This is a genomic window from Mesonia mobilis DSM 19841 (assembly GCF_000423405.1).
GTDB classification, from domain to species: domain Bacteria; phylum Bacteroidota; class Bacteroidia; order Flavobacteriales; family Flavobacteriaceae; genus Mesonia; species Mesonia mobilis.
Genome location: NZ_AUHX01000006.1, coordinates 18,446 through 42,682, shown reverse-complemented (window position 1 = coordinate 42,682; position 24,237 = coordinate 18,446). Strand labels below are relative to the sequence as shown.

General features: G+C 35.7%; 23 protein-coding genes. 12 read left to right on the top strand and 11 right to left on the bottom strand.

The features are described 5' to 3' along the window. Positions 1–174: 174 nt before the first annotated feature. Positions 175–1,860, top strand: coding sequence for an ABC transporter ATP-binding protein (locus G551_RS0106145; RefSeq protein ID WP_027884727.1), 1,686 nt, complete (start codon positions 175–177; stop codon positions 1,858–1,860). 8 nt (positions 1,861–1,868) lie between these two features. Here G551_RS0106145 and G551_RS0106140 read toward each other — a convergent pair whose 3' ends face one another. Then, entirely contained in the window at positions 1,869–2,348 is a 480-nt protein-coding gene (locus G551_RS0106140; protein WP_027884726.1) for an SRPBCC family protein, read from the bottom strand. 93 nt (positions 2,349–2,441) lie between these two features. On the opposite strand from G551_RS0106140, the gene G551_RS0106135 reads away from it, so the two are divergent. Next, positions 2,442–3,308 (top strand): sterol desaturase family protein, encoded by an 867-nt coding sequence (locus G551_RS0106135; protein WP_027884725.1) that lies wholly within the window; start codon positions 2,442–2,444, stop codon positions 3,306–3,308. Between the two features lie 452 nt (positions 3,309–3,760). On the opposite strand, the gene G551_RS0106130 is transcribed toward G551_RS0106135, so the two are convergent. From G551_RS0106130 to trhO, 7 genes are all read right to left on the bottom strand, one after another. Beyond that, entirely contained in the window at positions 3,761–4,414 is a 654-nt protein-coding gene (locus G551_RS0106130; RefSeq protein ID WP_027884724.1) for a CoA transferase subunit B, read from the bottom strand. A 73-nt stretch (positions 4,415–4,487) separates the two neighbouring features. Continuing rightward, positions 4,488–5,189, bottom strand: a complete 702-nt coding sequence (locus tag G551_RS0106125) for a CoA transferase subunit A (RefSeq protein ID WP_027884723.1) — start codon at positions 5,187–5,189, stop codon at positions 4,488–4,490. 110 nt (positions 5,190–5,299) lie between these two features. Beyond that, positions 5,300–7,645 carry a penicillin-binding protein 1A gene (locus G551_RS15515; RefSeq protein WP_036243435.1) on the bottom strand — a complete coding sequence of 782 codons (2,346 nt, stop codon included), beginning with the start codon at positions 7,643–7,645 and terminating at the stop codon, positions 5,300–5,302. 23 nt (positions 7,646–7,668) lie between these two features. Continuing rightward, positions 7,669–8,151, bottom strand: a complete 483-nt coding sequence (locus G551_RS0106115; RefSeq protein WP_027884722.1) for a gliding motility lipoprotein GldH — start codon at positions 8,149–8,151, stop codon at positions 7,669–7,671. Beyond that, on the bottom strand, positions 8,144–9,322 hold the full coding sequence (locus tag G551_RS0106110; RefSeq protein ID WP_027884721.1) for a PSP1 domain-containing protein: 1,179 nt from the start codon (positions 9,320–9,322) through the stop codon (positions 8,144–8,146). The genes G551_RS0106115 and G551_RS0106110 overlap by 8 nt, the downstream gene beginning before the upstream one ends. Before the next feature lie 184 nt (positions 9,323–9,506). After that, entirely contained in the window at positions 9,507–9,854 is a 348-nt protein-coding gene (locus G551_RS0106105; RefSeq protein ID WP_156876762.1) for a hypothetical protein, read from the bottom strand. Positions 9,855–9,861: 7 nt separating this feature from the next. Then, complete coding sequence (gene trhO / locus G551_RS0106100; RefSeq protein ID WP_027884719.1) at positions 9,862–10,893, bottom strand: oxygen-dependent tRNA uridine(34) hydroxylase TrhO; 1,032 nt, start codon at positions 10,891–10,893, stop codon at positions 9,862–9,864. 382 nt (positions 10,894–11,275) lie between these two features. On the opposite strand from trhO, the gene recA reads away from it, so the two are divergent. The 4 genes from recA to G551_RS0106080 all read left to right on the top strand — a co-directional run bounded on the left by recA (position 11,276) and on the right by G551_RS0106080 (position 14,947). Further along, positions 11,276–12,289, top strand: coding sequence for a recombinase RecA (gene recA / locus G551_RS0106095; protein WP_027884718.1), 1,014 nt, complete (start codon positions 11,276–11,278; stop codon positions 12,287–12,289). Between the two features lie 120 nt (positions 12,290–12,409). Continuing rightward, positions 12,410–12,820: a hypothetical protein gene (locus G551_RS0106090; protein ID WP_156876761.1), complete on the top strand. Its 411-nt coding sequence runs from the start codon at positions 12,410–12,412 to the stop codon at positions 12,818–12,820. Between the two features lies 1 nt (position 12,821). Then, entirely contained in the window at positions 12,822–13,367 is a 546-nt protein-coding gene (locus G551_RS0106085; protein ID WP_027884716.1) for an RNA polymerase sigma factor, read from the top strand. Next, a complete protein-coding gene (locus G551_RS0106080) occupies positions 13,364–14,947 on the top strand; it encodes a hypothetical protein (RefSeq protein WP_027884715.1) in 1,584 nt (527 codons plus the stop codon). Before G551_RS0106085 ends, G551_RS0106080 begins: the two co-directional genes overlap by 4 nt. A gap of 66 nt (positions 14,948–15,013) precedes the next feature. Here G551_RS0106080 and G551_RS0106075 read toward each other — a convergent pair whose 3' ends face one another. Continuing rightward, the gene (locus G551_RS0106075) at positions 15,014–15,760 is read right to left on the bottom strand and encodes a lysophospholipid acyltransferase family protein (protein WP_027884714.1); all 747 of its coding nucleotides are present in this window, start codon (positions 15,758–15,760) and stop codon (positions 15,014–15,016) included. 73 nt (positions 15,761–15,833) lie between these two features. Between G551_RS0106075 and trpS the strand changes: the two genes are divergently transcribed. Further along, positions 15,834–16,805, top strand: coding sequence for a tryptophan--tRNA ligase (trpS, locus tag G551_RS0106070; protein ID WP_027884713.1), 972 nt, complete (start codon positions 15,834–15,836; stop codon positions 16,803–16,805). A gap of 39 nt (positions 16,806–16,844) precedes the next feature. Here the strand turns inward: trpS and G551_RS0106065 are convergent, their stop codons facing one another. Next, the gene (locus tag G551_RS0106065; protein WP_036243433.1) at positions 16,845–17,429 is read right to left on the bottom strand and encodes a DUF3575 domain-containing protein; all 585 of its coding nucleotides are present in this window, start codon (positions 17,427–17,429) and stop codon (positions 16,845–16,847) included. Between the two features lie 66 nt (positions 17,430–17,495). After that, positions 17,496–18,593, bottom strand: coding sequence for a DNA-processing protein DprA (gene dprA / locus G551_RS0106060; RefSeq protein ID WP_027884711.1), 1,098 nt, complete (start codon positions 18,591–18,593; stop codon positions 17,496–17,498). Between the two features lie 99 nt (positions 18,594–18,692). Between dprA and G551_RS0106055 the strand changes: the two genes are divergently transcribed. The 5 genes from G551_RS0106055 to G551_RS0106035 all read left to right on the top strand — a co-directional run bounded on the left by G551_RS0106055 (position 18,693) and on the right by G551_RS0106035 (position 24,165). After that, positions 18,693–19,679 carry an HU domain-containing protein gene (locus G551_RS0106055; protein ID WP_027884710.1) on the top strand — a complete coding sequence of 329 codons (987 nt, stop codon included), beginning with the start codon at positions 18,693–18,695 and terminating at the stop codon, positions 19,677–19,679. Between the two features lie 93 nt (positions 19,680–19,772). Then, on the top strand, positions 19,773–20,285 hold the full coding sequence (locus G551_RS0106050; RefSeq protein ID WP_027884709.1) for an acyl-CoA thioesterase: 513 nt from the start codon (positions 19,773–19,775) through the stop codon (positions 20,283–20,285). Between the two features lie 14 nt (positions 20,286–20,299). Then, on the top strand, positions 20,300–21,628 hold the full coding sequence (locus G551_RS0106045) for an MATE family efflux transporter (protein ID WP_027884708.1): 1,329 nt from the start codon (positions 20,300–20,302) through the stop codon (positions 21,626–21,628). A 196-nt stretch (positions 21,629–21,824) separates the two neighbouring features. Beyond that, positions 21,825–22,979 (top strand): Fic family protein, encoded by a 1,155-nt coding sequence (locus tag G551_RS0106040; protein WP_027884707.1) that lies wholly within the window; start codon positions 21,825–21,827, stop codon positions 22,977–22,979. A 64-nt stretch (positions 22,980–23,043) separates the two neighbouring features. Next, positions 23,044–24,165, top strand: a complete 1,122-nt coding sequence (locus tag G551_RS0106035; RefSeq protein WP_027884706.1) for a vWA domain-containing protein — start codon at positions 23,044–23,046, stop codon at positions 24,163–24,165. Positions 24,166–24,237: the final 72 nt, after the last annotated feature.

Here is a 24,237-nt window from a genome sequence, read left to right as displayed (position 1 = left end):
TTTTAATGAAGTCGTAAACACTTTTAAAAGTTGATAACATATATTGTAATTTTTTATCGATTTAATCTGTTTTTATCAATTTTCATCTAAATAATTAAATTTAATCGATAAACGCAAACTTTTTATCGATTAAAAGCTATATTTTCGATGAACGCCCTAAAATTTTAACATTTAATGAGTCATCCTCTTCTTCATATTCATCAATTATCGATCGGCTTTCAAACCGATAACGGCTTTAGAGAAACACTTCAACAAATTGATTTTCAACTTTATAAAAATGAGATTCTAGGCATTGTTGGGGAATCCGGTTCCGGAAAGTCACTTACCTCGCTGGCGGTTTTAAGATTATTACCTTCTTCAGCAAAAATTACGGAAGGAGAGATTTTATATAAAGGAGAAGATCTTTCTAAACTTTCTACCAAACAACTTCGAAAAATTAGAGGTAAAGAAATCTCGATGATCTTTCAAGAACCGATGAGCTCGCTCAACCCTTCGATGAAATGCGGACCACAAGTGACCGAAATTTTACTAGAACACACCACGCTTTCTAAAAAAGAAGCCATAGCAGAAACGCTTCGATTGTTTGAGAAAGTAAAGCTCCCAAGACCAGAAAGCATTTATGATGTTTATCCGCACCAAATTAGCGGCGGACAAAAACAGCGGGTAATGATCGCAATGGCGATTGCTTGTAAACCTAAAATTTTAATTGCCGATGAACCTACCACCGCGCTCGATGTAACAGTGCAAAAAGAGATCTTATTATTGCTGAAATCGCTTCAGCAGGAAACAGAAATGAGTATCATTTTTATTTCACACGATTTGGCATTGGTTTCAGAAATATCTGATCGGGTGGTCGTGATGTATCAAGGAAAGATAGTGGAACAAAATTCAGCAAAAGAATTATTTCTTCAACCTAAAGAAACCTATACCAAAGCACTTCTGGCTTCCAAACCTTCGACTACCGAGCGATTAAAAAAACTACCTACCGTCAAAAATTTCTTAGAAAATACCATTTCAAATGTAGTTGAAACCAAAAGCGAGCGAGAAAAGCGTCACCAAGAAATTTATGCGCAATCTCCTTTACTGGAAGTGGTAAATGTTGAAAAAGAATTTGTGAGCAATCCAGGATTGTTTCAACCGAAAACATCAGTAAAAGCGGTGAACGATGTGAGTTTTAAAATTTATGAAGGAGAAACTTTAGGCTTGGTAGGCGAATCGGGCTGCGGAAAATCGACTTTAGGAAATGTAATTCTTCAACTCGATAAAGCTACTGCCGGAAAAGTTTTATATCGAGGAAATGACATTACGAAAATATCAAAAACAGCATTGCGAAAACTTCGGAAAGAAATACAATTAATTTTTCAAGATCCATTTTCGTCATTAAATCCGCGTATTCCCGTGGGAAAAGCGATTATGGAACCGATGGAAGTGCATCATCTTTATAAAAACAACAAGGAGCGAAAACAAAAAACCTTAGAATTATTACATCGCGTTGGTTTAAATGAGAGTCATTTTAATCGATATCCGCACGAGTTTAGCGGCGGACAACGTCAACGTATCGGGATTGCGAGAACTATTGCCGTTGAGCCTAAATTAATTGTTTGTGACGAGTCGGTTTCTGCGCTAGATATTTCTGTACAAGCGCAAGTGCTGAATTTATTGAACGAGTTAAAAGACAAGTTTGGCTTTACCTATATTTTTATTTCGCACGATTTGGCGGTCGTAAAATATATGGCCGATCAATTATTGGTGATGAATCAAGGTAAAATTGTTGAACAAGGCGATGCAGATCAAATTTATGCCAATCCGGAAAAAGAATACACACAAAAATTAATTGATGCCATCCCGAAAGGGATTTAAATATCTTATTAAGTGGAAATATACTTTTTATAATTTTCAGATTCAGCGGTCGTTTTAATCACTTGGTTTCGCTCTAGAAGAAAACGCTTCATATAAGATTTTAAAAATAACTTATCGGCAAGTTTTCCTAGAATTCCCATTGGAGATTCATATTCAAATACATCGATGAGTTGGGTTTTTTCTTCGGAAATTTTTTCAAATAAATGCTGATGAGAAAAACTTTTAAAAGCGCCCTTTTGCATCTCATCGGTAAAAGAATGTGGAAAATTAAATTGAGTGATTTTTGAAGTAAGGTTTTGATAAACGCCTAAATGCTTTGCTCGCCAAGTAACTTCTTCATTTAATTCTAATAAACCCGTTTGCTTTACTGAAATAACTTTCTCTTTCGTTTTTGCTGCTGAAGCGATATGAAGATCTAAACTTCTCGATAAATTAAACACCCGTTCTTGCGGAGCATTGATCGTGGTTTTGAGTCGAATAGTGGGCAAATCTTGATCTTTATAGATTTTACCAATTTAATAATTAAAATTTAATACCTCATAAATTTTCTATGTGATTTAATTTTGTTATAATGATTACTTATGAAACAAAAGATAAGCCTAGACGACGTATTATCTAACGCTCCAGATTTAATTCTATATGCTGCTCCTATTATGATAGGTTTAGCCTTGCTCGAATTTTATTTTAGTTGGAAACAGAAAAAAGAACTTTACGAGAAAAAAGATTTCCTGGCTTCGTTAAGCATTGGTTTGGTTTCTGTTTTCCAAAATTTATTGATTAAATCGATCTTATTTGGATCGGTAATTTGGTTCTACAATATTGTCCCGTGGAGCATTCCTGTCACTTGGTGGACTACCATTTTATGTTTTGTAGCACTCGATTTTTTCAGGTATTGGGCGCATAGATTTGGACATGAAACTAGTTTGTTTTGGGCTACTCACGTTACCCATCATAACTCTGAAAAATATAATTTATCGACTTCGTTTCGTCTGTCTTGGACGCAGCAAATTAAAGTGGTGTTTTTCTTACCGATTAGTTTAATGGGCTTTCATCCGGTGGTGTTCTTTATCTGTCACCAGATCGCGGTATTATATCAATTCTGGATTCATACCGAATATATTAGAAAATTGCCAAAATGGATCAGCTATATTTTTGTAACGCCTTCTCATCACCGTGTTCACCACGGAAAAAATGCGCATTACCTCGATAAAAATTATGGCTCTACCTTTATTATTTGGGATCGTATGTTTGGTACGTTTCAGCCGGAAGATGAACAAGCGATTTATGGAATTTTAGACCAACCGAAACATTACAATCCGGTGAAATTGGTTTTTCACGTTTGGGGAGATATTTTTAGAAAAATGGGAAAAACTAAAAATCCAATTAAAGCGGTGAAGTTATTGTTTCAGCCGCCTGATGCTTTGTATAAAGATAAAAAAGTAGAGTAAGTTTTGTTGTTACTGAAGAAATTAGCATTAGAAAAAGTTGTTTCCACCAAAAAAACTCGATAAATTAAATTCTCAATCTACGCTTCTATTTTAATGCTGAAAAGTGGGTGATGTGATGCTGAAATAAATTCAGCATGACGAAGGATTGAACTGCACATTCCTGAAGTTTTAGTAAACCACACATGTTTTACTGTTTAAATCATACTTACGATGTTAGAAAAAAATTCCCAGGAGTCTTAAAATTTTGAAGAGTTTGATCTGATGCTGAAATAACACTTTGACTCGGTTCAAAATGAGGTTTTTTACTCGAGAATGATTTCTGAAATATTTATCGGTTTGGGACTGCGTTAGCGATAGCAGTGGTATCCTTTTTTTGCTTTGATAAGTGGCAAAAAAAGATTTAACGGATAGCGCGGTCCCGATTTTTTCAATCGGGAAACGCCATCACTATTTTATAAAACCATTTCTGGGATTTCTCCTTCGATGATCAATTTACCTTCGGTTGCTTTTTCGATCTCTTCGACACTTACGCCCGGAGCGCGTTCTAAAAGTTTAAAACCGTCTTGCGTTACCTCGATCACGGCAAGATTGGTAACGATCTTGGTTACACAGCCTACACCGGTTAAGGGCAAGGTGCATTTTTTTAATAATTTGGAATCTCCGGCTTTGTTGGTATGCATCATCGCGACAATGATATTTTCTGCGGAAGCCACCAAATCCATCGCGCCGCCCATACCTTTTACCATTTTCCCGGGGATCTTCCAATTGGCGATATCTCCGTTTTCGGCAACTTCCATGGCACCCAAAATGGTAAGATCTACGTGTTGACCGCGAATCATCCCGAAACTGGTGGCAGAATCGAAGAAACTTGCGCCTGGTAATGCGGTAATGGTTTGTTTACCGGCGTTAATGAGATCTGCATCTTCTTCGCCTTCGAAAGGGAAAGGTCCCATTCCTAAAATTCCGTTTTCACTCTGAAATTCTACTTCTATATCGTCGCGCACAAAGTTGGCCACCAAAGTGGGAATCCCGATACCGAGATTTACGTAAAAGCCGTCTTTTACTTCTTTGGCGATGCGTTGTGCAATTCCGTTTTTATCTAACATAATTAATGTGTTGATTTGATGATGTGTTATTTGTTACACAGAAAAATTACTGCTTACTTTTAACTGATAACTGCTAACTTTTTGGTCTAACGGTTCGTTGTTCAATTCGTTTTTCGTAATCTTTTCCTTGAAAAATGCGTTGTACAAAAATCCCCGGAATATGAATTTGATTAGGATCTAACTCACCGGCAGGTACTAATTCTTCAACCTCAACAACAGTCACTTTTGCAGCGCCACACATACACGGATTAAAGTTTCTAGCGGTTCCTTTAAAAATTAAGTTTCCGGCTTCGTCGCCTTTCCAAGCTTTTACAAAAGCAAAATCGGCTTTATAAGCTTCTTCTAACACGTACATTTTACCGTCAAATTCTCGAGTTTCTTTACCCATCGAAACTTCGGTCCCGTAACCAGCAGGTGTATAAATGGCTGGAAAACCTTGTTGCGCGGCTTGGCACTTGGCTGCTAATGTACCTTGTGGAGTTAATTCTACCTCCAATTCTTCGCTAAGCATCTGGCGTTCGAATTCTGCATTTTCACCTACGTAAGAGGAGATCATTTTTTTGATCTGTTTTTTCTGAAGTAATAAACCCAAACCAAAATCGTCGACGCCTGCATTGTTAGAAATACAGGTAATGTCTCGTATATTTTTTTGAACAAGTGCTGTGATGGCGTTTTCCGGAATTCCGCAGAGGCCAAAACCTCCTAACATAAACGTCATCCCATCTTGAACACCTTCAATAGCTTCTTGAACGTTATTCACCGTTTTTTTAATCATTTGCTAAATATTTTCTCTAAAAATAGGAAATTTACAAGATTACCACAATAAAAGAACCCATTATCAATAATTTAATAATGGGTTCTTATAGGTTGAAAAATGAAGCTTTTTTAAAGTCCGCCTAGACTTTCCATCATTTCTTCTTCTTCACGTTCTTTTGCTAGCTCTTCTTCGGTTTTATCTTCATCTCCTTCTTCGTAACCGCTACAGTCTACTTCGATGCTTAAGTTTTCTGGTCGTTCAAAGTCTTCTTTAGAAACTTCTAACTCTTCATCATCATAAACGTCTTTCATATATAAGCCCCAAATTGGTAATGCCATTGTTGCTCCTTGCCCGTAACGAATGCCCGGGAAGTGAACCGATCTATCTTCACCACCAACCCAAACGCCGGTCACTAAATTTGGCACAATACCCATAAACCAACCATCACTTTGGTTTTGCGTGGTTCCTGTTTTACCGGCAATCGCATTTTTAAATTCATACGGATGCCCGGTAACTACATTTTTATAGTACGCCGGAGACCAAGTAGTTCTTAATCTCGTTCCTGAACCTCCTTGCGTTACACCTTCCATTAAATTAAGGGTTACATAAGCGGCTTCTTCACTCATTACATCGCGGCTTTCTGGTACGTGTTGGTATAGAATGGTTCCGTTTTTATCTTCAATACGAGTTACGATAACCGGTTTTACATAAACCCCTTTATTGGCAAACGTACTATAAGCAGAAACCATTTCGAAAACACTTAGATCTACCGAACCTAATGCAATTGCAGCAACGGGATCTATATTTTCTGTATCTACCCCAAGTTTATCGATAAGATCGATAACGGGTTCTGGCCCTACTTTATCCATTAACCTAGCGCTGATGGTATTTAAAGAGTTGGCCAAGGCATTTTTTAAGGTAACCATCCCGCCATATTTACCATTCGAGTTTTTGGGCGTCCAATCTTGCGTCACCCCATGTTTCCCTGCAGGAATAGTATGTAAAGTATTAGGTTGCTCATAGCAAGGAGATAAATGCAACTGATCGATAGCCGTTGCATACAAGAAAGGTTTAAATGTTGAACCTACTTGCCTTCTCGCTTGCTTAACGTGCTCATATTTAAAATGTTTAAAATTAATACCTCCAACCCAAGCTCTTACTTCTCCGGTTTGCGGCGTCATCGACATCATACCGGCATTTAAAAACGATTTGTAATAAAGAATAGAATCTCTAGGTGTCATTGTGGTATCGATATCGGTTTCACTTTTCCAAGAGAAAACGCGCATATCTGTTTTTTTATCGAAAGAGGCTATGATCTTTTCTTCATCGATGTCTTTTGCTTTCATTTGGCGCCAGCGATCACTGTTTTTCATCGCACGATCGATGATTCTTTTGATATCTCCTTCTGAAACCCCTCTAAATGGCGCAGTGTTATTTTTCTTGTTTTGCTCGTCGAATTTGGCTTGTAAGTTTTTCATATGACGCTCTACCGCAGATTCTGCATATTTCTGCATTCTAGAGTCGATACTGGTATAAACTTTTAGACCATCACGATAGATATTGTAAGTTCCGCCTTCCGGTTTTGGATTCTCTTTAGCCCAATCTTTTAGAAAGTCTCTTAAGTACATTCTAAAATAAGTTGCTAAACCTGATTGGTGACTCTCAGGATGGTAATCTATTTTTAACGGAATGGCTTGTAAGGAGTCTTTTTCTTTTTCTGAAATATAATTGGCTTTTTTCATCTGAAGTAAAACCACATTTCTTCTATTGGTAACGCCTTCCGGATTTCTTCTAGGATTGTAAAGCGATGAGTTTTTGAACATTCCTGCTAAAACAGCTGCTTCCTCAATTTTTAATTCATCGGGTTCCTTTCCGAAGTAAATTCTAGAGGCTGAACGCACACCTACCGCATTATTGTTGAAATCGTAAACGTTGAAATACATCGCTAAGATCTCTTCTTTGGTATAGCTTCTTTCAAGTCTTACGGCAATGATCCATTCTTTCATTTTTTGGCTAATTCTCGCAATAATATTTTGAGAGCCTTCGCCGTGAAATAATTGTTTAGCTAACTGCTGCGATAACGTACTGGCTCCACCTTTGGTTCCTAAATACGTAACAGCTCTTAGCGTACCAAAAGCATCGATCCCAGAGTGATCGTAGTACCGAATATCTTCTGTAGCCACAAGCGCATTAATAAGATTATCTGGTAAATCTTCGTACTTGATCGGTGTTCTGTTTTCGTTGTAGTATTTCCCTAAAGTTTGCCCGTCGGAAGAAAATACTTCGGTCGCTAAATTGGTTTCCGGATTTTCTAATTGGTCTACTTCTGGCATTTTACCAAAAACTCCCCAACCAGCTAATAAGAATAATAAAACTAAGAGTAAAACACCTGCTGTAAACAATCCCCAAAACCAAAGGATGTATTTTTTGAATGAAGTTTTCTTTGCTTCGCTTTTTGCTTTTTTTGTTGCCACGCTAATTCTTATAGATTAAAAATTTATGGTTTTTCGATTCTAAAACCAACATCGGTTATTCCTTCTAAGGTTTGAACACCGTCTACATTTCCGCTTTTACGCATTGCTTGCCTAATTTTGAATTGGTAAACGCCTTCTTCAGGAAAATGCACTCCAGATTTATACCAAAGTTTGCTTTCTTTTATTTCGCCGAAGCCAACGCCCATCCAATCGCCATTTGGGTAAGCCATTTCATATTCTAGGGTATCTGAAATTACTTTTCCGTTAGGGAAATTCATTTCAGTAATCAAATAAATATTGTTGTAATTGTAATTACTGTTATTTCTTAAATTAATAAACAAGTTGTAAGCGTTTACCGTATCTATCTCGTTTACTTTAAAAGTGATCGTACTGTCTTTACTCCAACCGTTTTCTGGTAGCGACTTATACTCATCGTACTCTCGTTTAGCATCACAAGAAACTAGACAAATAATTAGCAGCAAAGAATATACCAGTGCTTTATGCATTTTTATTAGGCTTTTTACCTCTTGGTTTATGGTTTCTTTTTTTACGTCTTCTTTTCTTGTTGTTATGGTTTCCTTTTTTAGGCTTATCAAACCTTGTTAGGCTATCTTGACCAACAACATTACCAAAATCTGTACTTTCTGTTTTTTGCAGTTCTGCAGAGAATTCTTCTAAACTTGCCACTGGCTTTTTAGCTTTGGCAGCTTTTATAATTTCATGAACTTGCTTTGTAGTTAACTCGTGCCAGTTCATCCATTCGCCTTCGTAAGCATACCAAAGACTGCCTTTAAAAATATCTATTTTCTGGCAGACGGCAGTTCCTTTTTGCGTTTGCAACTTCACATCTTGCCGCGGGAATTCTTTCAACGCATCTAAATAAGCATCGAGCTCATAATTTAAACAGCATTTTAGTTTACCACATTGCCCGGCTAATTTTTGCGGATTTAATGATAATTGCTGATATCTTGCTGCGGAAGTAGTTACCGATCTAAAATCTGTTAACCAAGTTGAACAACATAGCTCTCGACCACAAGAACCAATACCTCCTAATCGTGCTGCTTCTTGACGGAAGCCGATCTGGCGCATTTCAATCCTGGTTTTAAACTCACGAGCAAACTCTTTAATAAGCTGTCTAAAATCTACACGATCTTCTGCGGTATAATAAAAAGTAGCCTTAGAACCATCACCTTGAAATTCGATATCGCTAATTTTCATTTTTAAATTCAGCTTGATCGCAATTTCGCGAGCGGTCACCTTCATAGGTTCTTCACGCTCGCGACACGATTGCCAAACATCGATATCTTTTTGACTGGCCTTTCGGTAAATTTTCTTTACCTCATCGCTGTCTTTTTTTACTTTTTTTCGCTTCATCTGCACCTTTACCAATTCACCGGTTAAAGTAACCACACCCACATCGTGGCCGGGAGAAGCTTCTGTAGCAACAACGTCGCCTATCGCTAAAGTTAGATTTTCTGTATTTTTAAAAAAGTGTTTTCTTCCGTTTTTAAACCGAATTTCTACATAATTAAAAGGTTCTACGCCACCGGGTAGCGACATATTTGATAACCAATCGAAAACACTTAATTTATTGCAGCTATCGGTGCCACAAGTACCATTATTCTTACATCCTTTTGGCTGACCGTCTTTACCGGTCGAGCAACTTCCACACGCCATAAAATTATATATATTGAAATACTAAAAGCAGTTAAACTTTTGTATTGATAAATTACTATTCTTATTTAAAGGGTAAATATACCAATTTATTGTGAGGAGAAATGAAAATGATTTATCGAGAAAAATTCTTAATAAACCTAATTACAATAAATTTGAAGTATAGAATTTGATTTTGAGCGACTTATTAAAGCATAAGATAAATGCTGGCGCCAATAAAAATAAAATTCCCCATAATTCCTAAAATACTTAAAAAGCGAAGCTCATCTTGTTTTGCTGAAAGTCTAAAAAAGAAAACTGCAAATACAAAAGCAGTTAATGCAATTGCATTTATAATACTAGGATTACGAAGAAAATAAGGAAAATGGTGTAAGTAACTTCGCTTAGTTTCTATAAGTGAGCCCAAATGGTCAAACTTATAGAACCAAACCGCCATATTAAAAAAAGACACTAGTAAAATAAAACAACCCACCATAAAAGCGAGCAGTCTTATTTTACTTTTTTGTCTTTCTGTTATTTGTTCTGAAGTTATCAAGTGCTAATTAAACTTTAAATTTTAAAACTTCTGATCTTCCTTTTTTGAAAATCTTATTGCTATTTTTCTTTCCTCTTCGCAAAGCTTTCTGCTCTTCGTAAGGCAAAGCGTTTACTTCTTTACAATGATCTGAACAACAGTTATCCATTTTTGCTGCGCATTCTTCACATTGAATAAACAATAAATGGCAAGCTTCGTTAGCACAATTTACGTGCGTATCGCAAGGTTTACCACATTGGTGACATTGCGCGATCACATCTTCTGAAATTTTTTCGGCACGACGATGATCGAATACGAAATTCTTACCAATAAATTTATTTTCTAATTCGTTATCACGTACTTGTCGGGTATATTCAATAATCCCGCCTTCTAACTGAAAAACGTTTTTAAATCCTTTATGTTTGTAATAAGCACTGGCTTTTTCACATCGAATTCCGCCGGTACAATACATCACTAAGTTTTTATCTTCTTTGTGTTCTTTTAGATCTTCTTCAATAATATCTAACGAATCTCTAAAAGTATCTACATCTGGAGTAATTGCTCCTTGAAAATGACCTATTTCGCTCTCATAATGATTACGCATATCGACCAAAATGGTGTTAGGATCACTAATTAACTGATTAAATTTTTCAGCATTTACGTGTTCTCCTTTTTTGGTTACATCGAAGGTGGCATCATTTAAACCATCTGCCAAAATTTTAGATCTCACTTTTACTTTTAGCTTTAAAAACGATTTTAGATCTTGCTCTATCGCTATATTTAAGCGAATATCTTTCAAGAAATAAATTCCGTCTAAAAATCCTTTAAAAGCGTTGAATTTTTTTGCAGGCACAGAAAGCTGAGCATTGATGCCTTCGTGAGCAACATAAATTCTTCCTAAAATTTCTAGCTCGTCCCAAGCTATAAATAAATGGTTTCTAAAAAGTTCAGGATTTCCAATTTTGGCGTATTGATAGAAAGAGATGGTTAACCTGTCTTCTCCCGCTTCTTCTAAAAGAGCTTCTCTTTCTTTTGCACTTAGTTTGTTGTACAGTTGCATGCTATACTAATTTATAAGTTAAACAAAAGTTAAGGTGCAAAGGTAAAACTTTATATATAAAAAAATGCCCGAAAATTATTCTTTTCGGGCATTTTTTCGAATGGCTAATTCGTTATTAATTTTCTTTAACTTTTACATCAAATTTATTAATAACGCTAGCCGCCATCAACCTTGCAATCACAGGCATAACTCACTGTAATTGCGCAGCTCATGAAATTCAAAATAATTTTTCTTTTGAGAAATCTCATGCTATGTTCTCTTGCTTTTTTTAATAGATGCTAAAAAATAAAAAAGGTTGCGTGGATCATGGTAATCACAAAAAGTTATAGTATTTTAGCAGCTCTTCAGAAAAGAAATTTAGAAAGCCTTTTTAATTAAGATTATGAGTAAAGATAACGAGAAAGATGCAAAATTAAAGGCGTTAAAACTAACGCTAGATAAATTAGATAAAACTTACGGTAAAGGTACGGTCATGAAAATGAGTGACCAGGCGGTGCAAGATGTAGATGCGATCCCGTCTGGATCTTTAGGTTTAGACTTAGCGTTAGGCGTTGGCGGTTACCCAAGAGGAAGAGTAATTGAGATTTATGGCCCAGAATCTTCCGGTAAAACTACGCTTACTTTACACGCAATTGCTGAAGCTCAAAAAGCCGGAGGTATTGCTGCATTTATTGATGCAGAACATGCTTTTGACCGTTTTTATGCTGAAAAGCTAGGTGTAGATATTGAAAATTTAATTATCTCGCAACCCGATCACGGAGAGCAAGCCCTAGAAATTGCCGATAACTTAATTAGATCTGGAGCGATCGATATTATTGTAGTCGATTCTGTAGCGGCATTAACTCCAAAAAGTGAGATTGAAGGAGAAATGGGAGACTCTAAAATGGGACTTCATGCTCGTTTAATGTCTCAAGCCTTAAGAAAGTTAACCTCGTCGATAAGTAAAACTAATTGTACGGTAATTTTCATTAACCAGTTACGTGAGAAAATTGGAGTAATGTTTGGTAACCCAGAAACGACAACCGGTGGTAACGCGCTTAAGTTTTATGCTTCTGTTCGATTAGATATTAGAAGATCTACTCAAATTAAGAACAGCAATAGTGATGTTATGGGTAACAAGACTCGTGTAAAAGTGGTGAAAAATAAAGTGGCACCACCATTTAAGATGGCTGAATTCGACATTATGTACGGTGAAGGAGTTTCTAAAGTAGGAGAAATTATCGATATTGGTGTTGACTACGAAATTGTAAAGAAAAGTGGTTCTTGGTTTAGCTACGAAGACACCAAATTAGGTCAAGGTCGTGATGCGGTAAAAACCTTACTTCGTGATAACCCTGAATTAATGGAAGAACTTGAAACCAAAATTACAGAAGCCATTAAAATTGCAAAATCGTAAACAATTTTAATCTTAAAATAGTATCTAAAATCCTGCGTTGCAGGATTTTTTTTGCTTCTTACGCAACCAATTTACAATTACTGCATCTAAACAATAAAATACAAATACCCCTTAATTATCATGAAGAATTTATTTTTACTATTGTTGATTTCTTTAACTATTTATAGTTGTGCATTAGATGATGATGTTTCCCCGTCCTATACTTTCGAACTAACTCCTATAGATAGTATTAATGTACCAGACACTTTAGATTTCGAAGAATCTTATATTTTTAATGTTTATTATACCAGAACTTCAAGTTGTCAATCTTTTGAAGGATACGATTATACAATTGATACCAACGCTAGGACTATTGGTGTTGTTGATAGAATTTATTTTAATGATTGTGAACCTGTAAATGAAGTTATAACTCAAGAACTACCATTTGATGTTGTTCGTGATGATTATTATATATTTAAGTTTTGGACTGGACAAAATCAACAGGGAGAAGATACATTTATCACAAAAGAAGTTCCTGTAAGAACAGAATAATTTGAGCATTGAGCAACTCATACAAAAATGCAAAAAGCAAGATTTAAAATCGCAAGAGCAATTATACAAGCTATATGCTAATAAACTCTTTGCGGTAAGTCTTAAATATTCTCGAAACTACGAAGAAGCAGAAGACAATCTACAAGATGCTTTTTTAACCATTTTAAAAAAAATTGCTCAGTACAAAAACAAAGGTTCTTTTGAAGGTTGGATGAAACGTATTGTGATCAATACCGCTTTACAACGCTATCGAAAACAAGATGTTTTTCAGATTATCGATGAAGAATCTATTAAAGAACCTGAAGTTGAAGTAAACGAAGAAGAGTTGTCGCTCCCTTTTTTGCTTCAAATTATTCAAGAATTACCAGATCGTTATCGAATGGTTTTTAACCTCTATGCTTTAGATGGTTTTTCGCATAAAGAAATAGCAGAGATGATGAATATTTCTACGGGAACCTCAAAATCTAACTTAGCACGTGCAAGAAAGATATTAAAAAGTAAAGTTGAAGAACACTCCGATAACAATAATGCAAGTTCGGCACAATGAAAGAGAAAAAAAATATAGATCGATTATTTCAGGAAAAGTTCAAAGACTTTGAAGCTTCTCCTAAAGATCACGTTTGGTCTACTATTGCCAGCGAATTACAAGAAAATAAAAAACCTAAAGTAATTCCGATCTGGTGGTACAGAATCGCCGGCGTTGCTGCATTGTTAATTGCTGCGTTTTTAATTGGTAATTTCTTTATGAATCAGCCACAGCAAAAAGTAGTGAATACCAACAAGAAGGAAACGCTACAGCCAGAAATTAGAACGAATAACGAACCGTTTACTAATCAGAACAACAATAGCTCTTCTAACACGAATGAAGCAGTTGTAAACAGTTCAACTAAAGATAATCCGATTACCCCAAACCCTGAGAAGAATAATTTACAAGACGAAACAAACACTACAAACACTGGTGTAAAGGCTAATTCAAACCGTATTGTAAATGGTTCTTCTGTTGAAAAAAGTTCCTCCGTGAAAAATGGAGGACTTGCTTCAACTTCCAACAAAGAAGAAAGTCATTTAAACACATCTTCCGCAGAAAAAGAAAATTCAGAAAATGCTGCTTTAGCTTATCAAGAACAAGCCATTAATTCTAAAGTTGGCAATGAAACTAGCGCAGAAGAAAATTCTTCAGCAATCGATAAAACAACGAATTCTTCAACCTCAACAACAGATCAATTAGCTGAAAACACTTCAACTTCAGAAGAAAAATTTAGCGATCCTAAAGAAACAATCGAAGATGAAAATACGATTGCCGATGTTGAGGAAGAAGAAAGTGACGAAAAAACAAAATCTTTAGTTGAAGTTGCGAAAGAAATGGAAGAAGAAGAAAATAATGAAAATGAAGATAAAAATGAGCCTCAATTATCCAAATGGCTTATTAAACCGAATGTTTCTCCTATTTACTACGGTAGTTTAAATGGCAGTAATAATATTGACCAATCGCTAGCGAGCAACAGCAGCGAAAGCGATGTTACGATGGCATACGGGGTTAATTTTGCGTATGCTATTTCAGATAAACTAAAAGTAAGATCTGGTATTAGTAAAGTAAATATGAGCTATAATGTAAATAACATTGCCTATTCTACCGATGTTAATGCCGTAAACCTGCAAGGGGTAACTAATAATTCTCAAACCCAAACGGTAGAGATTATGAGTGTAAATAATAGTCAACCAGCAACTTTTAGAGAAGTCAACCGAGCGACTATCGCCCCTACTACCGAAGGTGTTCTAAATCAACAATTGGGTTATTTAGAAGTTCCTTTAGAAGTTGAATATGCCTTACTCGACAAGCGTTTTGGGATTAATGTGATCGGTGGTGCGAGTACTTTATTTTTAGATGATAACGATATTTCTATCAATTCAGAAAACGGTCATTTATCTATTGGTGAAGCTAATAATTTAAATAGCGTAAGTTTTACTACAAACGTGGGACTTGGTTTTGATTATCAATTAAGCAAAAAGTTTGATGTTAATTTAGAACCAACATTTAAGTATCAGCTTAACACCTACAATAATAATATCAACGATTTTAGACCTTACTATTTTGGGGTTTATACCGGTTTTAGTTTTAAGTTTTAGTTAAGTTAGTTTTTTATAAAGCGATGATGAGCAAAGGGAGTCAAATGGTTTTGGCTCCTTTTCTTTTTATGCTGAAGTTTCTTTTTGCTCAAGCTCGGTATAAATTGCAGCTCTCACTTTTTCTTTTAATACTCGTTTATGAGATTGATCTAAATTTTCTGTTGAAAAAAACGGAAGTATTTTCGCTCTCATTTTCCCAACAGAACCACTAAAAAAAGTATAAGAAAAACGCTTTTTATTATCGAAAAACACCAGTGGAACAATAGGTATTTGATGATCAATAGCTAATCGAAAAGCACCATCTTTAAACGTATCTAACAAGACAGATTCGTCATCTGGCACGCCACCTTCCGGAAAAATACAAATACTAACGCCTTGGTTTAATCTTCGTTGCGCTTGCTGAAAAACTTCTTGCCTGCTTTTTACATTTCCGCGATCTACCAAAATACAAGTTCGTTTGTAAAAGAAGCCAAACATCGGAAATTTTGCCAGTTCCTTTTTCCCTACAAACACAAACGGATTTTTCACAATGCTCAACATTAACATAATATCGGTCATCGATGTATGATTTGCCACAAACATATAGCTTTTCCCTTTTTGCGGAGTTTCAAGTTTTTTGACGATCGGGTAAAAACCCATTCCGTATAAAATGATCTTCGCCCAAACTCGAGCTAAAAAGAAAAACTGCGGGTAATACTTTTCTTTTGAAGTGAATAACAACAAAAAAGGAAACATGATAATAATTGGCACCGCAATTAGTATGTAAAACCAAACCCGCCAAAGGGTGATTAGAATTTTTCTAAAAAAGCTCATATACTTTCAAAAGTAATAAAATGTATGCATTGAAAATGATAAAACATTTACCTTTACAAAAAAATTATTTAAAATGTCAAGAATACTAACCGGAGTACAAAGTACAGGAACTCCACATTTAGGAAACTTACTAGGAGCAATTATTCCTGCCATCAACATGGCAAACGATTCTAATAACGAATCTTTTTTATTTATTGCAAATTTGCACACGCTAACGCAAATAAAAGACGCTCCCACTTTAAGAGAAAACACCTACTCTGTGGCGGCAACTTGGCTGGCTTTTGGTTTAGACATCGAGAAAACAGTTTTTTACAGACAAAGTGATGTACCACAAGTAACCGAACTTTCTTGGTATTTAAGTTGCTTTTTCCCTTACCAGCGATTAACGCTTGCACACTCATTTAAAGATAAAGCAGATCGTTTAGCCGATGTAAACTCGGGGCTTTTTACGTACCCAATGTTAATGGCTGCAGATATTTTGGCTTACGATGCAGAATTTGTTCCGGTAGGTAAAGATCAATTACAACATATCGAAATGACGCGTGATGTAGCTGCTCGTTTTCATGCACAAATGGGTGAAGATGTTTTTGTTTTGCCGGAAGCTAAAATTGAAGAAAATTCAAAATACATCCCGGGAACCGACGGAGAGAAAATGAGTAAATCTCGTGATAACTATATCAATTTATTTTTACCCGATAAAAAATTAAGAAAACAAGTGATGGGCATTCAAACCGATAGCACTCCGCTTGAAGAACCTAAAGATCCAGATACTTGTAATGTTTTCAACCTTTATAAAATTATCGCTACCGAAGCACAAACCGCAGAGATGCGTAAAAACTACTTAGGCGGAAATTACGGTTACGGTCACGCGAAACAAGCTTTATATGAACTTTTAGTTGAAAAATATGCAAAAGAAAGAGAAGCTTATCATTATTATATGAATAATCTTCACGAGGTCGATGCTGCTTTAGAAAAAGGGGCTGAAAAAGCCAGAAAAGTATCGAATGAAGTTTTAGACCGAGTTCGAACAAAATTAGGTTACTAGAAAACAAAAAAGTCAGCTTTTAAAAGCTGACTTTTTTGTTTAGAAAGTATATCCCAATCTAAAATATATTTTTAACCCGACTAGATGTTCTTTATCAGGATTTAAATAATAATCATCACTTTGAAAACTTCGAACATATCCTAAACCGGCACCGGTTTCTAATGTAAAATGCTCCCAATAAGTTCTTCGCATTCCCCAAGTCGGTATCACACTTAATTGATTTATTGTTTCTACATCGTAATCACTATTATCAAAAATAGTGAATGAGTTTGGAGTAAAAGCAACATTAAGACTTAGAAAGTTACCGGAGTTTTTACTAATATTTCTATCTTCTCTTAAGCGTTTTTTTAAGTTGAAATACCAACGAGGTTCTACTCTAACAATTGGCATAAAACCGAAATGAGTTTTTTCATTAATTATAAATCCCGGCTCAGTAATATATGGATTGAAACCAAGTTCTCCTCTCAATGCGATGGTATTCGATAAACCTAGTTCGTAATGAGCCCAAAAGCCAAGACCAACTTGCACTCCATAAACTTCTTTTTCTACACTTGCTTGTTGTGATTCTTGCGCCTGAATACCAAACCCAATTACACAAAAGAATACAATTAAAAACCACTTCATTTCTATAAAATTTTAGCAACACAAATATAGATTTTCTTCCGAAGTAAACAACGTTTATACATATATCTAAATCGCTTCAAACATTTTGCCCGGTAACGGTCTTACCAAACCATTTAATTCTAAATTAAGTAGGTACGTTGTAATTTCGAAAGTGGGCATTTGGCAAGCTAAGGCTAAAACATCTAATTCTGTTTTTCCTAAGTTTTTAAGTTGAAGTAAAACTTTTTCTTCTTCCGCAGAAAGTTCAATAAACAATTGTGTTTGTTGTGGCTTTTTATCTTCGATCTCCCAACCTAAATAATAAATAAGATCTGCTGCCGAAGTGATCAATTGTGCTTTTTGCATTTTTATAAGTTCGTTACAACCTTTACTCAAACTATCGGTTGCCCGCCCGGGAACGGCAAATACTTCTCGGTTATAAGAATTGGCAATATCTGCAGTAACCAAAGAACCGCCTTTTTCTGCACTTTCAATCACAATGGTAGCTTCGCTAATACCGGCAATCACTCGGTTACGTTTTAAAAAATTCTTGCGGTCAAAGGTTTTATCGCTCCAAAAATCTGAGAGAAAACCTCCGTTCTTCAAGACCTCAGCTTCATATTTTTTATGAACTTTCGGATAGATTTGATTTAACCCGTGTGCTAAACAACCAATAGTTTGCAGGTTATTTGCTAAAGCAGCTTTGTGCGCACAAATATCTATACCGTAAGCAAAACCAGAAACAATAACCGGATTTAACGGAGCTAGATCTTCAATAAGTTGCTCGCAAAATGCAATCCCGTGAGTGGTGGCTTTCCGCGTACCAACAATACTAATGATTTTCTTTTGCTGAAGGTCTATATTTCCTCGTTCAAAAAGTAAAATGGGCGCATCGATACAATGTTTTAAATGTGAGGGATAATCTTGATCTTGAAAATACCGAACCTTGATATCGGTTTCCTTTATAAAATCAAGTTCCTGCAACACTTCACGTTCGTAGGTAGAAAAATCGAGCAAAGCTGCTGTTCGTTCTCCAATACCATCAATAGCGGTGATCTTTTGTTTTTTGGCTTCAAAAATTGCCGTCGCAGAACCAAAACAATGCAATAATTTCTTGGCCGTAACATCTCCAATATTCGGGATTCGTTGCAGCGCTAATAGGTAGATTAACTCTGATTCGCTCATTTTTAAGAAAATATAAGCTTAAATGTAGCCAAAAAGATTTGTTAATAAAATTCAGCAGCCATATTTCATAAAAACTGAAAATAAACTAACTTTGAAATTATGAGAGTAGAGAATTATTTACAAGAATTACTATATCGTTACGAATGTGTTGTGATGCCTGAGTTTGGGGCATTTTTGGCGAAGCGTAAACCGGCAGAAGTTCATGAGTCTACCCACGCTTTTTATCCGCCAAAAAAGGTGATTTCATTTAACAAACAACTTACCGAAAACGACGGAATTTTAGCTAATTACATCGCTAAAGCAGAAGGGCTTTCTTATGGTGAAGCCAACCAAAAAGTAACCGAATTTGTAGAAAATCTATCTCATACCTTAACGCATTATAAAGAAGTTGTGTTAGAAGAAATTGGTACTTTTACTTTAGTTGAAGATAAAGTTTTATTTCAGCCGTTCTATCACAACAACTACTTGGCAGAATCTTTCGGGCTTTCAACATTTACTTCAAATGCAATTGAAAGAAAAGAAGAGCTTGTTGAAGAAGAAACTGTTCTCCTTTCTAAAGTTGAAGAGCCTTCAGCAGAAAAAGAAGAAATCACTTCAACTGAAGCGGAAGAATTTTCAAATTCAGAAGAAACAAATAAATCAAAAACTCCGGTTTGGCGCTATGCTGCCGTTGGGGTTATTGCTATCGGATTATCTGGCCTTTTAGGTGCTAATTATTATAGCAATGATGTAAAAGCGCATAATATCGCTGAGCAACAAAAAGCAGAGCAACAAATTGAATCGCAAATACAAGAAGCAACTTTTGTGATTAGCAATCCGTTACCAGAAGTTACTTTTAAAGTAGCTCGAGAAAACGGAAATTATCATATTGTTGCCGGTGCATTTAGAGAACAAGCAAACGCCGCAAAAAAGGTAAAACAATTACAAGCAAAAGGCTTTAATGCCAGAGAAATTGGTGCGAATAAATACGGTTTACATCAGGTAATTTACAGTAGTTACGAAGATCGCTTAGAGGCTTTAAAGGCGTTAAGAATAATTAAGTCGAACGAAAATCGTGAAGCCTGGTTACTAGTAGAAGAGCTTTAAAACTCTCGATAGTTATAAAATTTATTTAAAATTGATGCTTTTACCGAGCATCAATTTTTGTTTTAACACAAAAGTTTACCTTTGCAGAAAAAAATGCAGCCAAAACATCCTCAAGAATCTCGCACTATTTTAACCGACCTCGTTTTACCGAGTGAGACCAACCCGTTAAATAATCTTTTTGGTGGCGAATTATTAGCGCGTATGGATCGTGCTGCCAGTATTGCTGCGCGTCGCCATAGCCGAAGAATCGTAGTAACCGCTTCTGTAAATCACGTAGCGTTTAAAAAAATGATTCCGTTAGGAAGTGTGGTCACTGTTGAAGCTAATCTTTCTCGCGCCTTTAAAAGCTCGATGGAAGTAGTGATCGATGTTTGGGTAGAAGATCGCGAAAGCGGTTTACGCTCTAAAGCCAATGATGCTATTTATACATTTGTTGCCGTAGACGATTCTGGAGCTCCGGTTCCGGTGCCTGCGATTGAGCCGGAAACCGAAATTGAAAAAGAACGTTACGACGCAGCTCTACGAAGAAAACAACTAAGTTTAGTGCTTGCCGGTAAATTAAAACCTAGCGAAGCAACTGAACTTAAAGCCTTATTTGAGGACTAAAAACGCCATTTTCTATGGCCCAAACTCCAAAAGTTTCTTTTAAAGAAATTAATAAAATTGCGATCCCGGCGATTATCGCGGGCATTGCCGAACCACTTATTTCCCTAACCGATATTGCCGTGATTGGTAATGTGGAAGAAAACTCGGTAGAAGCCTTAGCAGCAGCCGGAATAGTTGGTTCATTTTTATCGGCTATAATTTGGATCGTTGCGCAAACCAAAACTGCAATATCAGCAATTGTTTCTCAGCATTTGGGAGCCAATCGAGTGCACGCAGTAAAAACTTTGATTCCGCAAGCGATTGTTTTTAATCTCATTTTAAGCTTAGTGATTTATGCAACCACTGCTTTTTTTGCTGAAAGTATTTTTAGTGCGTACAATGCTGATGGTTTAATTTTAAAATATACCAAGGATTATTATACGATTCGTGCCATAGGTTATCCATTAACGCTGGTTACTTTCGCTATCTTCGGAATTTTTCGTGGGTTACAAAATACGCTTTGGGCAATGAAGTGTAGCTTAGCGGGAGCCGCCGTAAATATTGGATTGGATTACGCGCTTGTTTATGGTGTTGAAGGTTTTATTGAACCACTTCATCTAAAAGGTGCGGCTTATGCTAGTTTAGCCGCGCAAGCAACTATGCTGGTGATGGCTTTTTATTTTTTCTTCAAAAAAACGCCTTTTCATTTAAAATTGAGTTTCAATATTAATCCGCAAATGAAGCCTTTGCTATTAATGGCTGCTAATTTATTTGTACGAACGGCAGCACTAAATTTCGCCATTTATTTAGCAAATGCTTACGCCACCGATTACGGAAAAAACTACATTGCCGCTCAAAGTATTTTGATGAATATTTGGTTGTTTTTCTCTTTCTTTATCGATGGTTATGCCAACGCCGGCAATGCGATTGGCGGTCGCTTACTCGGTGCAAAAGATTATGTTCGCTTATGGAATTTAAGTAAAGATATTTGCAAATATGCGGTGTTTATTGCCTTTATTTTAATGGGAATTTGCGCACTTTTTTATAATGAAATCGGACTCGTATTTAACAAAGAAGCTACCGTTCTTGCGCTATTTTCTTCTGTCTTTTGGCTCGTGCTTTTGATGCAACCCATTAATGCGATCGCTTTTATGTTCGACGGTATTTTTAAAGGTTTAGGTGAAGCTAAATACCTGCGGAATGTTTTACTGGTTGCTACCTTTTTGGGTTTTACTCCAACTTTGCTAATTGCCGATTATTTTGGTCTAAAGCTTTATGCCATTTGGTTAGGTTTCTTAGTATGGATGCTTATAAGAAGTTCAACCTTAGTGATCAAATTCCGAAGAAAATATTTAAAAAATTAAACATTTTACCGAAGAGAATTTCTTTTCCTCTGTTATGTTTTTAAAGCAGTAATTGTTACTTTACAATTTTCACATTTGTTACTTTTTAAAAATCATTAACCTTTATACACTAATAGTAAACAGTTATTTAAGGCTTTTTTTGTTACATTTACCAAACATTACTCGTTATATTTTTCAACAACTTATGTTAATAAACATGGCTGATTTTAAACATTTAGAATTGAAAGTTATCGAGCCAACATTTGACTCGCCTTTAATAGATTTGGTAGTTGAATTAGAGCATTTAAGAAGAAAGACTCTATCTGGCTCAACACATCCAGAAATATTCTTTCAATTAAAAAATATATTTCACACCCTAGAAAGTATAGGTTCTGCAAGAATTGAAGGAAATAATACCACAATTTCTGAATTTATTGAAACTAAAATTGAAAATAGACCTATTGCTAATGAAAATATCCAGGAGATTAGAAATATAGAATTAGCAATGCAATATGTAGATGAGTATGTAAAAGAAAGAGGTGTTACATTAGATTTAATTAAAGATATTCATTCAAAAATTGTGAACAAGCTTTCACCTCCACCAAAAGGAGAAGGGGACTCAACACCCGGCTCTTTCAGAAACTATAAAGTTTATATAAATGGGGCTAAACATATTCCACCAGAAACAAATTTTCAAGTAAAAGAATATATGGAGAATCTAATAGACTTTGTAAATAATGATGATCCTCCTAAGTATGATTTATTAAAAGTAGCTTTAGCGCATCATAGATTTATGTGGATTCATCCATTTAGCAATGGCAATGGTAGAACAGGAAGATTGTTTACGTATGCAATGTTATTAAAACAAGGATTTAATGTAAATATAGGTAGAATTCTTAATCCAACTGCTGTATTTTGTTTTGATAGGAATTTATACAACACCAATCTTTCTTTAGCAGATTCAGGCAATTATAAAGATGTCGAAAAATGGTGTACCTATGTTTTAGAAGGCTTAAAAAATGAAATTGATAAAATTGATAATCTAAGTGACTATTCTTACCTGAAAGATAAAATTTTAATTCCAGCAATTAAATATTCATTAGAAATGAAATATATTAATAAGCAAGAATTCAAAATTTTACACAAAGCAATTGAATTGCAGTCATTTCAGAATTCTGATATCCAAGAAATTTTTCCTAAAAAACTATCTCCAGCTATTTCTAGGATGATTAGAGAACTAAAAGAAAAGAATATGGTACAATCAGAAAAAAATAACTCTAGAAAATATTACATAAACTTTGCAAATAATTTTCTAATTAGGGGAATAATACAAATGTTAGCTAAAGAGTCTTTTATACCTTTAAAAGAATAATTATTAATTTCAGTTTAACATCTGTCTATTTAAAATTGCTTCAAAATTGTCGTAATTTTAAGCTATGAAAAGAGATGAAGTTAGCAGAGGTTTTATTTTTAAAAGCTATGAGGCACCCCATCAAACTCCTTTCGAAAAGTTGTTTGAAATTTTTAAAGAGCTGATCACCTACACCTCGGGAGATTTTGATGAAGCGATCGACTGGTTGCGCCAGTTAGATAAAGAATACGAACTCACCACACCCGATTACACCATCGACGATTTTATTGAAGACCTGAAAGCAAAAGGTTACATTCAAGAACGCGTAAAACCTGACGGTAAAGGCGGAATGGAAATTACTTCAAAAACCGAAAAAGCCATTAGACAACGCGCGTTAAACCAGATTTTTGGTAAAATGCGAAAGGGAAATTCGGGTAATCACAAAACTAAACACAGTGGCAATAGCGACGAAAGTACCGGTGAATTTAGAAATTACCAATACGGTGACGGTCTCGACAGAATTTCGATGACCGAGAGTTTAAAAAACGCTCAGATTAATCATGGTATCGGGAATTTTAATCTCTCAGAAAATGATCTGGTCGTAGAAGACAGTCAGTTTAAATCGCAAATGAGTACGGTGCTAATGATCGATATTAGTCACAGTATGATTCTCTATGGCGAAGATCGAATTACTCCTGCCAAAAAAGTGGCAATGGCGCTTTCAGAATTAATTTTAACGCGTTACCCAAAAGATACGCTCGATATTATTGTCTTCGGAAATGACGCTTGGCCTATCCAGATTAAAGATCTGCCGTATTTGCAGGTCGGTCCGTTTCATACCAACACCGTTGCCGGAATGCAATTAGCGATGGATATTTTACGTAGAAAACGAAACGCCAATAAGCAAATTTTTATGATTACCGACGGGAAGCCGAGTTGTCTTAGAATGCCCGACGGAACCTATTATAAAAACTCGATGGGACTCGATCCTTACATCACCAATAAATGTTACAATATGGCAGCACAAGCCCGAAAGCTAAATATTCCCATTACAACATTTATGATCACCTCAGACCCTTATTTACAGCAATTTGTAGATGAATTTACCGAGTCTAACCAAGGAAAAGCGTATTACACCGGACTCGGCGGTTTGGGTGAAATGATTTTTGAAGATTACGAATCGAACAGAAAAAAAAGGATACGATAGTAGCATCTTTTAAATTTAATCAGTTGACCTATCTAAAGAATCAAGGATGTCACCTCGAGCGGAGTCGAGAGG